Source organism: Paraburkholderia sp. (genome assembly GCF_035656215.1).
Taxonomy (GTDB): Bacteria; Pseudomonadota; Gammaproteobacteria; order Burkholderiales; family Burkholderiaceae; genus Paraburkholderia.
This window is the reverse complement of record NZ_DASRSY010000312.1, coordinates 1-13,911: the sequence shown is the minus strand read 5'-3', so window position 1 is coordinate 13,911 and position 13,911 is coordinate 1. Positions and strand designations below refer to the sequence as shown.

General features: G+C 61.6%; 10 protein-coding genes and 3 pseudogenes. 8 read left to right on the top strand and 5 right to left on the bottom strand.

Annotation, left to right across the window (positions count from 1 at the left end; genetic code table 11):
• Positions 1 to 13: 13 nt before the first annotated feature.
• Together VFE81_RS17730 and VFE81_RS17725 are read right to left on the bottom strand one after the other, a co-directional pair.
• Positions 14 to 262, bottom strand: a pseudogene (locus tag VFE81_RS17730) (RraA family protein); the annotation flags it as partial.
• A pseudogene (locus tag VFE81_RS17725) lies at positions 253 to 440 on the bottom strand (LysR family transcriptional regulator); the annotation flags it as partial. The pseudogenes VFE81_RS17725 and VFE81_RS17730, both read right to left, overlap by 10 nt.
• A gap of 184 nt (positions 441 to 624) precedes the next feature.
• Here VFE81_RS17725 and VFE81_RS17720 point away from each other — a divergent pair.
• The 3 genes from VFE81_RS17720 (at position 625) to VFE81_RS17710 (ending at position 3,296) form a co-directional block, all read left to right on the top strand.
• Positions 625 to 1,335 (top strand): FCD domain-containing protein, encoded by a 711-nt coding sequence (locus VFE81_RS17720; RefSeq protein ID WP_325045839.1) that lies wholly within the window; start codon positions 625 to 627, stop codon positions 1,333 to 1,335.
• A 57-nt stretch (positions 1,336 to 1,392) separates the two neighbouring features.
• On the top strand, positions 1,393 to 2,238 hold the full coding sequence (locus VFE81_RS17715; protein WP_325045838.1) for a fumarylacetoacetate hydrolase family protein: 846 nt from the start codon (positions 1,393 to 1,395) through the stop codon (positions 2,236 to 2,238).
• A gap of 98 nt (positions 2,239 to 2,336) precedes the next feature.
• A complete protein-coding gene (locus tag VFE81_RS17710) occupies positions 2,337 to 3,296 on the top strand; it encodes a VOC family protein (protein ID WP_325045837.1) in 960 nt (319 codons plus the stop codon).
• Between the two features lie 127 nt (positions 3,297 to 3,423).
• Here the strand turns inward: VFE81_RS17710 and VFE81_RS17705 are convergent.
• The 3 genes and pseudogenes from VFE81_RS17705 to VFE81_RS17695 form a co-directional block, all read right to left on the bottom strand.
• Positions 3,424 to 3,909: pseudogene (locus VFE81_RS17705) on the bottom strand (aldehyde dehydrogenase family protein); the annotation flags it as partial.
• A 54-nt stretch (positions 3,910 to 3,963) separates the two neighbouring features.
• Positions 3,964 to 6,396 carry a penicillin acylase family protein gene (locus tag VFE81_RS17700; protein ID WP_325045836.1) on the bottom strand — a complete coding sequence of 811 codons (2,433 nt, stop codon included), beginning with the start codon at positions 6,394 to 6,396 and terminating at the stop codon, positions 3,964 to 3,966.
• A gap of 200 nt (positions 6,397 to 6,596) precedes the next feature.
• A complete protein-coding gene (locus VFE81_RS17695) occupies positions 6,597 to 7,613 on the bottom strand; it encodes a LacI family DNA-binding transcriptional regulator (protein ID WP_325045835.1) in 1,017 nt (338 codons plus the stop codon).
• A gap of 204 nt (positions 7,614 to 7,817) precedes the next feature.
• On the opposite strand from VFE81_RS17695, the gene VFE81_RS17690 reads away from it, so the two are divergent.
• From VFE81_RS17690 to VFE81_RS17670, 5 genes are all read left to right on the top strand, one after another.
• Positions 7,818 to 8,957: a sn-glycerol-3-phosphate ABC transporter ATP-binding protein UgpC gene (locus tag VFE81_RS17690; RefSeq protein WP_325045834.1), complete on the top strand. Its 1,140-nt coding sequence runs from the start codon at positions 7,818 to 7,820 to the stop codon at positions 8,955 to 8,957.
• Positions 8,958 to 9,083: 126 nt separating this feature from the next.
• A complete protein-coding gene (locus VFE81_RS17685) occupies positions 9,084 to 10,337 on the top strand; it encodes an ABC transporter substrate-binding protein (RefSeq protein WP_325045833.1) in 1,254 nt (417 codons plus the stop codon).
• 75 nt (positions 10,338 to 10,412) lie between these two features.
• Positions 10,413 to 11,318: a sugar ABC transporter permease gene (locus tag VFE81_RS17680; protein WP_325045832.1), complete on the top strand. Its 906-nt coding sequence runs from the start codon at positions 10,413 to 10,415 to the stop codon at positions 11,316 to 11,318.
• 19 nt (positions 11,319 to 11,337) lie between these two features.
• A complete protein-coding gene (locus VFE81_RS17675) occupies positions 11,338 to 12,189 on the top strand; it encodes a carbohydrate ABC transporter permease (protein ID WP_325045831.1) in 852 nt (283 codons plus the stop codon).
• Between the two features lie 37 nt (positions 12,190 to 12,226).
• Positions 12,227 to 13,911, top strand: a 1,685-nt coding sequence (locus tag VFE81_RS17670; protein WP_325045830.1) for a beta-galactosidase, incomplete at its 3' end; no start/stop codon positions are given.

Genomic DNA, 13,911 nt, shown 5'->3' with positions numbered 1-13,911 from the left:
GAAACTCCCATTGGCTTTCCGCGAAGCTGGCCATGATCTCGCCCATCAGCGCTTGCGTCAGATCTCCGGAGCCGTCGATCACGAGGACATCGCCGGGCCGGCAAAAGTCGAACGCGCGATGGATCGCCAGGTTGTCGCCGGGACGGGTATGCACTGTGACCGCGGTGCCGGCCATCGGCTTTGGCTGATGATAGGGCCGCAAGCCGACCATGCCGCTCGCGCGCGCCATGTTGTCGCTGAGCAGCGAAACCGCCAGTGGCCGGCCTCGGTCAGACTCAACGGGCGCCTTGCGCGATTCACCAACTGCGTGCCGAGCCGTTCTTCGAGCGAACGGATCTGCTGGCTCAGCGCGGGCTGCGCGATATGCAGACGCTCGGCGGGCGGCTGAAATTGAGCTCCTCTGCCAGAATCACGAAGCACTGTAAGGCCCTGAGATTCATATCCATTTTTTCCCCTGATCTTCGGTAGGTAAAGGATAGCGGGTTGTGCCGCGCACGATGCAATGCCCATGCGCCGGGAGGCGGTCCCGGCGCCGCAGCCGCTGTTCGACGATGAAGCTGGTAAAATCAAAAAATATATATAAAATTCGTGTTTATCTCACTTCCATCAGATTGAGGACGCGGCATGAGCGACGCGACAGCAGTACTCGACGACGGCTCGGGCCGCACGATAGCTTCCGCGCTGGAAACCACGTTACGGCGCGACATCATCGCCGGTCTGCTGGAGCCAGGCAGCAAGCTGCGCGTGCGGGAGCTCGGCGAGCGCTACGACGTGGGCGCCATTCCATTGCGCGAAGCGTTGTCGCGCCTGAGCGCGAGCGGTTTTGTCGTGGCGATCGACCAGAAGGGCTTCCGCGTCGCCGAGGTCTCGCTGGACGAACTGGAGGACATCACGCAGACGCGCCAGGACATCGAGCGGCTGGCGATCACACGGGCGATCCGCCGTCGCGATGCGCGCTGGGAAGGCGAACTGCTGGCTGCGCATCATCTGCTTCAGCGTTTGCCCGTCTACGACCCAGCCAATCCCGACCGGCTGAATCCCGAGTGGGAAATCGCCCATAACCGGTTCCACGAAACGTTGATTGCCGGCTGTCAGTCACCGTGGCTGACGCAGTTCGCGACCATGCTGCGCGATCAGACCGCGCGTTACCGGCACCTGTCGGCTACCGCGCCGCATGGGCACGACCGCAGTGTCGCCAACGAACACGAGGCGATCGTCGAGGCGGTGCTATCGCATGACGTCGAGCTGGCGGGCTCGCTGCTCGCGGATCATTTCGGTACGACCGCACGGCTGGTGGCCGATGCGCTGCATACGTCGGCAATAAAAAATATTTAAAGTTGTTTTATATATATTTTTACCTTAAGATCGTCCTCAACATTGGAGGAGGACGAAATGCGATTCGTGCAGTTTGAAGAAGAGGGGCAACGCAAACTGGGTCTGCTGAAAGATGGCAAGGTGAAGGTGCTGGGCCCGGCGTCGCTCGACGATCTGCTGGCAAGAGGCGTCGATCTCGTGTCGTACGCGGCGGGCGCCGAAGTCAGTGGCGAGCGGTCTGTGGCGGAGCTGAAGTTTCTGCCGCCGCTCACGCGCTCAGGCAAGGTGATCTGTGTGGGTCTGAATTACAGCGAACATACGCAGGAGAGCAAGTACGAACAGCCGGCTTATCCGACGCTGTTCCTGCGTGTGAACACCAGCCTCGTCGCGCATAACGAACCGATCGTGCGTCCGAACGTGTCCGATGCGCTCGATTACGAAGGCGAGCTGGCTGTCGTGCTGAAAAGCGGTGGCCGTCATATCGCTCAGGCCGACGCGCTCTCGCACGTTGCGGGCTACGCGCTCTTCAATGACGGCTCGGTGCGCGACTATCAGTTCAAGACGCCGCAATGGACGGTTGGCAAGAACTTCGACGGCACGGGTGCTTTCGGTCCTGAACTCGTCACGCCGGATGAAGTCCCGCACGGTGCACGCGGTTTGCAACTGGAAACGCGCCTGAACGGCGAGATCGTGCAATCCGCATCGACCGACACCATGGTGTTCGACATCGAAACGCTGATCTCCACGATCAGCGAAGCGATCACGCTCGAAGCGGGCGATATCATCGTGACCGGCACGCCGTCGGGTATTGGCTGGGCACGTGAGCCGAAGCTGCTGATGAAACCGGGTGACGTTTGCGAAGTGACCGTCGACGGATTCATGCCGTTGCGCAATCCGATCGTGCAGGAACCCGCGCGCGGCTGACGCGCCCGGGTGGTTCACGCGCGGTGCCGCCGCACGGCCCATAGAGGCCGTTACCGGCGCCGCGTCAGGAGTTGGGTACTATCTCGCTGGAGACAGAGATGAGCAACGATGCATCCACGCGCCGCGCCGCCGTTCATTCAATCGATCATTTCGCGCTGAACGTGCCTTCGATCGTCGACGCGCGGCATTTCTACAGCGCGTTCGGTCTCGACGTGCGCGACATCGGTGAGGGCCCCGATACGGAACTGGAACTGCGCGCTCTCGACGGACACCGTTGGGCGCGTATTCTTCCAGCCGCGAGTAAGTCGCTCGCGTATCTCAGCTTCAATTGTTTTGAAGGCGATCTCGAGACCCTTGAGCGCCAGGTGCGCGACGCAGGCGGCCGTGTCGGCGCTGACATCGCTGCGCTTGCCGAAGGGCGGCAACATACGAACAACGGTCTGTGGTTCGTCGATCCCGACGGCAATCTGATTCACGTTGGTGTCGGACCGAAAACCACGCCTACTCAAAAAACGCCATTTGGCCGCTCTGAAGTGGATGCCGATCGCCGCGGCTCGCATCCGCGGTCGCAGGCGCGTACTGTGAGGCCGCGACGCATGAGCCACGTGCTGCTGTTTACGCCGGATACGCTGCGTGCAACCGGTTTCTATCAGCGCGCGTTAGGCCTGCGTCTGTCCGACCGTTCAGCCGATATCATCGCATTCATGCACGGTGTGCACGGCAGCGACCACCATCTTGTCGCGTTCGCGAAGAGCAGCGCGAAGGGCTGGCATCACGTCGCATGGGATGTCGACGGTATCGATGAAGTCGGCGCCGGTTCGTCGCAAATGGCGGTTGCGGGTTACACGCGCGGCTGGGGCACGGGCCGCCATGTGCTCGGTTCGAACTACTTCCACTACGTGATGGACCCGTGGGGCTCGTTCTCCGAGTTTTCCGCGGATATCGATTTTGTGACCGCGGGCCGGGTCTGGTCGGCCGGCGACTTTCCGCCTGAAGACTCGCTTTATCTGTGGGGGCCGGACGTACCGCCGTATTTCATTCATAACACCGAAGCCTGATCGCCACGCATGCTGCTCCGAAGAACATACGGTGTGTTCATGAGCCTCTACTCGATGATCTCATCCTGAGAACAGCTTCAGCGGGCTTCTTGCACGATCGATGGCTGATGGAACATGGCGTAAATCGCACGCCTGATTGCACATAGACGCGGTTCGGGCACACGCAAGTCTGACCGCCGTTGCGGAACTTGGAGGCCATCAAACCCGTCACTGCCGAGTCGAGATCGGCGTCGTCGAATACGGTGAAGGGCGCGTTGCCGCCCAATTCCAGTGACAGCTTCTTCAGCGTGCCAGCCGATTCGCGGGCGAGATGCTTGCCGACCGGCGTCGAGCCTGTGAACGTGATCTTGCGCACGCGCGCGTCGGCGAGCCAGTCTGCGACCGCCGCAATCCCTTCTTCACGCAAAGCCGACAGCATGTTCAGCACGCCGTCCGGCAAGCCCGCTTCCTGAGCGAGCGCGGTGAGCGGCGTGTCTTCGGCGGGTTTGGCGACAACCGTGCATCCGGCGGCGAGCGCGGGCGCGATCTTGCGCGCGATCATTGCCAGCGGGAAGTTCCACGGCGTGATCGCCGCGACCACGCCGACGGGTTCCTTCACCGAGCTCATGCGTTGCCGCGCTATTCGCGCTGCCACAGCATTTTCTGCTGCGGCAGCGGGGGGACGGGGTCAATTCGTCTGCGCACCCGGCACGAGGTGGATGCGCTTCTCGGTGGCGGCCTCGACGGCCGCACGCGAATAAAGCAGCGGGAAGTACTGGCCGTCGAGCCACATCTGCGCAAGGTCGCGATAGTGCGGGCTGTCCGGATCGCCGGATTCGCCCGGCAGGTTCACGGCGCGCGAGTTATCCCAGTTGCCGACGTCGACGATCACCCGGAACGAAGGCCCATTGGTCTGTCGGAAATCGCTCGCGCGATACGTCGACTGATTCGGCGTGTAGGCACTTCCGCCTTTGCCGAGCGGCCCGACGTTCAGCTTGGCGCGCATGTCGGCATCGACGAGGTCGGCGAACGGATGCGCGTTCAGGTTGGTTTGCAGCTTGCCCCACTGCCAGCGGCTCGTATCCGTGCCTTGCAGTTGCACCATTTCGCCGTAGGCGTCATGCAGGCTTGCCAGCAGCACCGCGTCGCGCTTCGCCGCGGCATGCTCGCCAAAGCGTGCCTGGGGATGTTCGAGGGAATCCAGCATCACGGCGGTATCCGGCGCACCGAACGACGCCGCTGCTGCCTTCGGCAAGACGGCGTTCTTGAACGCGCTGCCGAGATGCCGGCTCAGCCACACCTCTTCGAGTGCGGCTTGCGCGGAATCGGCCCGCATCTGCGCATCCCAGCCCTTGAGCAGGGTGAGTGCGGCGCGCGTGTCCGGATCGTCGCTCGAGAGTGGCGTGAGGAGCGCGACGAGGCGCCGGGCCGGGATAGATTCGATGTCGTTCTGCAAGCGTTCGGAGTCTTCAATCGACACCTTGGGGAGGGCCTTGAGCACTTCGTCGATGCGTTGATGCCGGGAACTGTTGGTCCATTCGAAGCCGAGTTTGCGTTCGGCATTGGGATAGTCCGCGGGCAGGTTCATCTCGTTGGACGTCGTGAAATAACCGGCTTTCGGGTTATAGGCCGACGGCATGTCGTCACGCGGCCAGAAGCCGGCCCATTCGTAACGGCCGTCGCCTGGCACGGGCATCAGGCCGTCCCAGTTCGGTCGCTTCGGCGCAAGGCCGCTCGGTACCCAGCCGATGTCGCCATGCGTATCCGCGTACACCTGATTGACGGTCGGCGCGCCCCATGTCGATAGCGCGCTCTTGAACTGCGCGAAGTTTTTGGCGCGCATGTAACGCACCGAATCGAAATACGGCGACATGCCAGGCGCGAGCCACGCGGTCCGAACGGCGAATGCCCGATGCTTCGCGTCTTCGGTGTAGATCACCGGACCATGCCGGGTGAACGCCAGATCGGCGACGACCGGTGCGCCGCCACGCACGGCGATGGTTTCCCGCACGATATGCATCGGCTCCCAGTGACCCCGGTAGCGATATTCATGGGGATTGGCCGGGTTCAACTCGTAGACGTAAAGGTCTTCCTGATCGATGTTGAAGATCGTGAGGCCATACGCGATCGATCCGTTGTGCCCGATCGAGATGCCTGGCGCCGACGGTTCGCCACCGCCGATGATGTCGAGCGTCGGCGTGCTGATCTGCTGGATATAACGCAGGCTCGGCGCCGCATACGCGCGATGCGGGTCGTTCGCCATGATCGCGCGGCCGGTGGCCGATTTGTCCGGCGCGATCACCCAGTTGTTGCTGCCTTCGGTGACTTCCTCGGGATTGTCGGCGGCGGCAATGACGGTGGCCGATGCATCGGCGCTCTTCAAGGATTCGCGCGTCACGCGCACGTTCTGGATGGCGAGCGTGAAGACCTTCAGCACATCGTCCGGCAGGCAAGGGTCGAGCCCCTCGGGCATATGCGGCTGCCAGGCCGGCTGCAAGCCGAAGCGGACCGAGTCGGCATCGAGCGAGCTCTTGCAGGCCACCTTCGCACGCGCGACCTCGCTCGTCAGGTTACGCGTGAGGCCGTGGCTGCGAATGCGCACGACGTCGTCGGCCGACCATTTCGCCGGCCAGTAGCCGACTTTGCGAAACTCATAGGGCATCTGGTCCGGGTGCGCCGCCAGCCAGTCGATGTACGCGTTCACGCCGGCGGCGAAACGCGTGGCCACGGGCTTCGCGTCGGGGCCGTAGCGTTTCCATTCGGCGTTCATGTCGCCACGGTAGAGAAACAGTCGCGTGGCTTTGTCCTGGTCGACATACGCCGGACCGAATACCTCGGCGAGTTCGCCGAGGCCGCGGCGGCGCCATAAGTCGATCTGGAAGAGACGGTCGCGTGCCGCGTTGAAGCCCTGAACGAAAAAGGCGTCGCTTTCGTTCGCCGCGAAGATGTGCGGCACGCCCCAGCGGTCGATCAGAATGTCCGAGGGTTGCGCGAGGCCCGCGAGTGTGACGGTCTGCACAGGGACTTCATCGGCGCTGGCAGCGTGGCACGTCAGTGCTGTTGTTCCGGCCCACGTGACGGCCCACGCGATGACTGCTGCGAGCTTGCGTCCTGTCTGCATGTCTCCTCCGTTGAATGGTCGATGCGGTGTGCATCGAAGGCGGTCCGTTGAATCGCCATCAACCTCGGGATCCGTTCAGACGCCGTTGTCTCGAGCCGCTTATTTTAAGTGCTTGCCGCAGACTGTAAACGGAATGAAGCGGATTTGTTGGCTTGCAGTCTGCGGCGCGCAGCAAAAGCACTCGCAGCAAAAGCACTATTTCAACGTACCCGCCGTGGCCCCGTCGAAGCGCGTACGACGAGTTGCGGCGGCGGCGCGAGCACCATCGACGGTTGCTGATCAGGCGCCTGGATCAACCGGATCAGACTCTCGATCGACAACTCCGCGACGGCCGCCGTCTGGATCGCGACCGTCGTTAACGCAGGATGCACCTGGTGCGCCAGTTGAATGTCGGTAATACCGATGACCGACACATCGTTCGGCACGGCGCGGCCAAGCGTGATCAACGCCTGTGCCGCGCCGATCGCCAGCAGGTCGTTGGTCGCGAAAATCGCGGTGAGGTGAGGGCGGCTCGCCATCAACTGCATGCAGGCAGCGTAACCGGCGTCGATCGAGTCGCGGATCTGCAGCACCGCGGCAGCGTCTGTTTCGATTCCGGCTTCGCGCATCACCGCGCGAAATCCATTGGAGCGCGCATCCTGCAAGCCGCCGCAACCGTCGCCGATCAGAAGGCCGATCTCGCGGTGACCGAGTTCGAGCAGATGCCGCGCGGCAAGCGCACCCGCATGGGCAAAATCCACGGCGATGCAGGGCAGCGCGGGCGGCGCCTCTGGGTGTTCCCACATCGCCAGCAAGATCGGCGCACTGTGCGTGGCCGACGCGCACAATTCGTTGAACTTGATGTCCGTGTTCATCACGAGGACACCGTCCGCGAGTGTGCCGGCGATCTGGTTCAGATACGCACGGCCGACCTCCGCATCATCGTCAGTATTGCAAACCATCAGGAAGTATCCCGCTTTGCGTGCCGCTCGCTCGGCGGCCAACACGAACTCGGGGTAGAACGGGTTCGAGATGTTCGACAACATCAAGGCCAAGGTCGACGAGTGGCCCTCCGCCAGCGCGCGGGCGTTCAGATTGGGGCGGTAGCCGAGATCGGCGATCGCCTTGAGCACGCGTTCGGCAGTCTCCGGGCGGACCTTCTCGCGGTTGCGCAGGACATTGGAAACGGTGGCGGCAGTGACGTGTGCACGCTTTGCGACTTCGGAAAGGGTAACCATCTTCTGTTTATCCCATATTCAGGGAATACGATTCAAATGTTGCAAGCGACTGGCGACGTTGATAACTTGCTGGAAAACACAGGGAGACACCCACCATGACTTTTTCCATCAAACTCGAATTTAAGCGATTAAATGCCTGCTGTACAAGAGCCAGCCGTTTATTTTTCATAGAAATTTAAGCGGTTAAATCCAGGAGGCAGCAGCATGGCTACGATTCGTCTTACGAACGTGCAGAAGTCGTACGGTGACCATCCGCCGGTGATCCGGCGCGTGAATCTCGAGATCGCGCAGCACGAGTTCTGCGTGTTTCTCGGGCCCTCGGGTTGCGGCAAGTCGACTCTGCTGAGAATGATCGCCGGTCTCGAAGACCTGAGCGAAGGCGAGCTGCACATCGGCGGCCGCCCCGTGAACGATGTTCCCGCTGCGGCGCGCGGCGTTGCGATGGTGTTCCAGAGCTACGCGCTGTTTCCGCACATGACCGTGTTCGACAACATGGCGTTCGGCCTGAAACTCGCGAAGCAACCCAAGGATGTCATCGACCGGAAGGTGCGCGAAGTCGCGCGCATTCTGCAACTGGACGCCTTCCTTGACCGTTATCCGAAAGCGCTCTCGGGCGGGCAGCGGCAGCGCGTGGCGATCGGCCGGGCGATCGTGCGCGAACCCGGCGTGTTCCTGTTCGACGAACCGTTGTCGAATCTCGACGCCGCGTTGCGCGGCCAGACGCGTGTCGAAATCGCTCGCCTGCACCAGCGCTTCGCGAACGCGAGCGTGGTCTATGTGACTCACGATCAGGTCGAGGCGATGACGCTTGCCGACAGAATTGTGTTGCTGCATGCAGGAGCGGATGCCGAGCGCTTCGGCAGCATCGCGCAGAGCGGCGCGCCGCTCGAGTTGTATCACCATCCGAAGTCGCGCTTTGTGGCGGGCTTTATTGGTTCGCCGCGAATGAATTTCATCGATGCCGTGGTCGATTCGATCGAGGCGGGCAAGGTGTCCGTCACGCTGACGAAAAGCGGCGAACGGCTGGTCGCTCACGTGGACGGTCAACGTCTTCAGCGCGGCCAGCCCGTCACGCTCGGCGTGCGCCCGGAGCATCTGCGTCTGTCTGGTGACGAGCAGTTCATTCAGTGCGTCACGGTGCTATCGGAACGGCTCGGCGAGCACAGCTATATTCACGCGGATCACGAGGCCGGCACGCTCATCGCCAAGGCCGCGGGCGATACGCCGATCGGGTCGGGCGAGCGCATCTGCGTTCACGTTCCGCCTTCCGCATGTCATCTGTTCGACGCGGACGGCGTTGCACTGCGGCGCAGTACGTTCGAGCCCGAGCGGGTTGCCGCTTGAGATGTCTGGCGCATCTCGGGTACTCAAGGCGCCACCGAGTTCACAAATCCCTATTCCGCCAAAGAGCGGGTACATCGTCTGGCAGCGAGTCGCTGTCAGCCAACAAGGTAGTCAAGGAGACATAAGATGATTTCTCTTCGCCTTCGCCGTCTGGCATACGCGTCGATCGCCGCCGCGCTGGTTGCAGGCACACTCTGCGCCACCGCGGCCGACGCGGCCACGTTGACTGTCAACGTATCGGCGCGCGGTAATCAGCGCTCGACGTGGCAGGACGCGTTCGACAAGTTCAAGAAAGCCAATCCCGACGTCGACCTCAAGGTGACCTACATCAGCGAGGAAGCGTACAAGGTGCAGATGGGCGGCTGGCTCGCCACTGATCCGCCTGATGTCGTGTCGTGGCACGACGGCGAGCGGATGGCGTATTACGCGCAACGCGGCCTGCTCGAAGACCTGTCCTCGGACTGGAGCAAGAACGGCTGGTCGCAGCAGTATGCGTCGGTGAAGGACGCCTCGACGTATAGGGGCAAGCAGTACGCCGCGCCGCTCGGTTACGACGCCTACGGCTTCTTCTATCGCAAGGATCTGTTCGAGAAGGCCGGCATCAAAGGCGAACCTAAAACGTGGGATGAATTTCTCGACACCTGCAAGAAGCTGAAGGCCAGCGGTGTTGCACCGATCGCCGTTGCGGCGCGCGATAGCTGGACGCTTGCCGCGTGGTTCGACTATCTCGACCTGCGCATCAACGGTAACGCGTTCCACCAGCAATTGATGGCCGGCGAAATTCCCTACACCGATGCACGCGTTAAAAAGGTCTACATCGCGTGGAAAACGCTGATCGACGATCACTACTTCATCGACAACGCGCTCTCCTACGACCTCGATTCGATTGCACCGTTTCTCGTGAATGGCAAGGCCTCGATGATGCTGATGGGCACGTTCTTCTCGGCGAGTATTCCGGCGTCCCTCCGGCCGCAGACCGGTTTCTTCCGCTTCCCGGTGATCGACGCGAACGTACCGATGGCCGAAGACGGTCCGGTCAATGTGCTGCTGGTTCCGGCCAAAGCAAAGAACAAGGCCGATGCCCGCAGACTGCTTGCCTTCATGGAACAGCCGCAGATCAACGCCGATCTCGCGAAGGGTTGGGGGACGTTGCCGTCGAACAGCCAGGCGGCCGAGCCTGAAGACGAGATTTCGAAGGTCGGCTTCCAGACGCTCGCTAACACGAAGGGCGGCATCGCCCAGTTCTACGATCGCGACATGCAGAAGGAAATGGCCGACGAAGGCATGAAGGCAATGCAGCAGTTCTACAGCGACCCGTCGCAACTCGACGCCCTGCTGGTCCGCCTCGAAGCGACCCGCAAGCGCATCTACAAGAAGTAAGCCCCGAAGCGCCAGCCGTGTAGCAATAGCTGGCGCTCGCCTTCGATCTCCTTCGATTTTCGACCAGGCCCGATCATGTCTCATTCCGCAGCGCGCCGCCTACCCGCGGCGCGGCACCGGCACGTCTCCACGACGCGCCGCCATCAGCACCGCGCGGCGCTTTTCTTCCTGCTGCCGGGCTGTGCGTTGTTTTGCCTGTGCGTGGTCTATCCGATCATCAGCAGTATTTCGCTCAGCTTTTACAACTGGGACGGCATGACGCCGAAGACGTTCGCTGGCCTCGATAACTACATCGAACTGTTTCACTCGGACACGTTCTACACGGCGCTCAAGAACAACCTGATCTGGCTCGCGCTGTTCCTGCTGGCGCCGCCGCTCGGGCTGCTGTTCGCGTTGTATCTGAACCAGCATATCCGTGGCATGCGGGTCGTGAAGTCGCTGTTTTTCGCGCCATTCGTGCTGTCGGGTGTGGTGGTCGGCCTCGTGTTCAGCTGGTTCTACGATCCGGGTTTCGGCTTGCTGCGGCTGATCGTCGGTCACGGCATTCCTGTGCTCGGCGATCCGCATACGGTCACCTTCGGCATCATCTTCGCCGCGCTGTGGCCGCAGACGCCGTTCTGCATGGTGCTGTACCTCACTGGTCTGACAGGCATCAATCCCGAAGTAGTCGAGGCGGCGCGCATGGAGGGTGCAAGGGGCGTGCGTCTGCTCTGGCACGTGATCCTTCCGCAACTGCGTCCCGCGACGTTCATGGCCGTAGTGCTGACCGTAATCGGCGCCTTGCGCAGCTTCGACCTGATCGCGGTGATGAGCGGCGGCGGTCCGTTCGACAGTTCCACCGTGCTCGCCTATTACATGTACGACCAGGCGATCAAGTACTACCGCGAAGGCTATTCCGCGGCGATTGCTGTTGTGCTGTTCGCCATCATGCTCGTCTACATCGTGTTCCATCTGCGCCGCATGCTGCGCGAAGAACACTGATTTCCAGGAGTCACGTGTCATGTATCCACTTCCCGTCGAACGCTGGAAACCGCTCAATCGCGCGCTGTACAAAGCGTCGTTGCCGTTCGCGCTGCTGATATGGCTACTGCCGATGCTGGCCGTGCTCGTTACGTCGATCCGCTCGTCGGATGAGTTGTCGCGAGGCGACTACTGGGGCTGGCCCAGGCATTTCGCGTTAATCGAGAACTACGGTACGGCGCTTACGCAAACGCCGATGCTTCATTACTTCGCCAATAGCGTGCTGATTACGGTGCCGTCCGTGATCGGTGCGATCGTGCTCGCATCAATGGCGGGCTTTGCGTTGGCAACCTACCGGTTCCCGGGCAATACCGCTGTGCTGTTTGCCTTTGTAGCCGGCAACTTCGTACCGATCCAGATTCTGATGATCCCGGTGCGCGACATGGCGCTGAAGGTGGGTCTTTTCAATAGCGTGTGGGCGCTGGTGATTTTCCATGTGTCGTTCCAGACCGGCTTTTGCACGCTGTTTCTGCGCAATTTCATCAAGCAGTTGCCGTTCGAGATGATCGAGGCGGCGCGCGTGGAAGGGGCGAGCGAATGGACGATCTACTTACGTATCGTGTTGCCGCTGATCCGGCCCGCGCTCGCCGCACTCGGCATTCTCGTGTTCACGTTTGTCTGGAACGACTACTTCTGGGCGCTGTGCCTTACGCAAGGCGATGAGGCCGCGCCGATCACGGTGGGCGTCGCCGCGCTTAAAGGCCAATGGACGACGGCATGGAATCTCGTCGCCGCCGGCTCGGTGCTTGCCGCATTGCCCTCTGTGCTGATGTTCTTCCTGATGCAGAAGCATTTCGTCGCCGGCCTGACTTTTGGTGCAAGCAAGGGCTGATCGCCCGTTTGCCGTCATTTAACAAAGAGACTCTCTTATGCAACTTGGTGTTTGCTACTACCCGGAACATTGGCCGCGTTCGATGTGGGCCGACGACGCAAAGCGTATGGTCGAAATCGGCATCACGCATGTGCGGATTGCGGAATTCGCGTGGAGCCGGATGGAGCCGCGTGCCGGTGAATTCGAGTGGGCATGGCTCGACGAAGCCGTCGAGACGCTGGCCGCCGCGGGACTGAAACTCGTGCTGGGCACACCGACCGCGTCCCCGCCGAAGTGGCTGATCGACGCGCATCCGGACGTATTGCCGGTGCGTGCAGACGGCACGCGCTGGAATTTCGGCTCGCGTCGTCATTACGATATTTCCAGTGAGATATACCGGCGTGAGTGCGTGCGCATCGTTACCGCGATGGCTGAGCGCTATGGGCAGCATTCCTCTATCGTCGCGTGGCAGACCGATAACGAACTCGGCTGTCACGATACCGTGCCCAGCTATTCGAGCGCCGCGCTGACGCGTTTTCAGACCTGGTTGCAGCATCGCTACGAGAGCATCGATGCATTGAACGAGGCGTGGGGCAACGTGTTCTGGAGCATGGAGTATCCCTCGTTCGAGGCGATCGGCTTACCGAACCTGACGCCCACCGATGCGAATCCGATCCATCTGCTCGACTTCCGCCGCTTCATGTCGGATGAGGTGGGGAGCTTCCATCGCGAGCAAATCGACGTGCTGCGTGAGCATGCGCCCAAGGCGGATCTGCTGCACAACTTCATGGGATTTTTCACGACCTTCGATCACTACCGCTTTGCCGAAGACAACGCGCTCGACGTGGCGGCGTGGGACAGCTATCCGATCGCCCGCACCGAATCGATCGCGCTGCCGGAAGAGCAGAAGGCGCTTTACGCACGCACCGCGCATCCCGACGTCTCCGCGTTCGATCACGATCGTTATCGGGCGATTGGCGGCGGACGTTTCTGGGTGATGGAGCAACAAGCGGGACCGGTGAACTGGGCGTCGTGGAATCCGGTGCCGGCGAAGGGCATGGTGAGGCTGTGGGCTTATGAGGCGTTCGCTCACGGTGCTGAACTGGTGTCGTATTTCCGCTGGCGTCAATGCCCGTATGCGCAGGAGCAGATGCATTCCGGCTTGAATCTGCCGAACAACGAACTGTCGCCCGGCGGGCTCGAAGTGCGGCAGGCGGCGCGCGAGATTGCTTCGTCTGCAGCGTTGTCCGGACTTGGCGCGCCCTCGCGCGCGGCCGTTGCGATCGTATTCGACTACGAGACGCAATGGATGTTCGAGATTCAGCGTCATGGCAAAACCTTCGATTACCAGACGCTGGTGTTCGACTACTACGAGGCGTTGCGCGAGCTCGGCCTTGACGTCGACATCGTGTCGAGCAAGGCGGATTTGTCGGCTTATAGGCTGGTGGTGGTGCCGAGCATTGCGGTGATCGATAACGCATTGGTCGATCAGATCGAAAAGAGTCCGGCGCAATGGGTATTCGGTCCGAGGAGCGGTTCGAAGACCACGACCTTCGCCATTCCGTCGAGCTTGCCACCGGGCGCGTTGCAACGTGTTCTGCCGATGCAGGTGCTCGAAGTCGAAACGCTGCGCCCGACGCTCACGCCCTCCGTTTCTGTCAATGACGTGCAAGGTACTGCGATGCATTGGCGCGAGCACGTTCGGGCCAATGGCGAGACACGTATCGATGCACGGTTCGACGA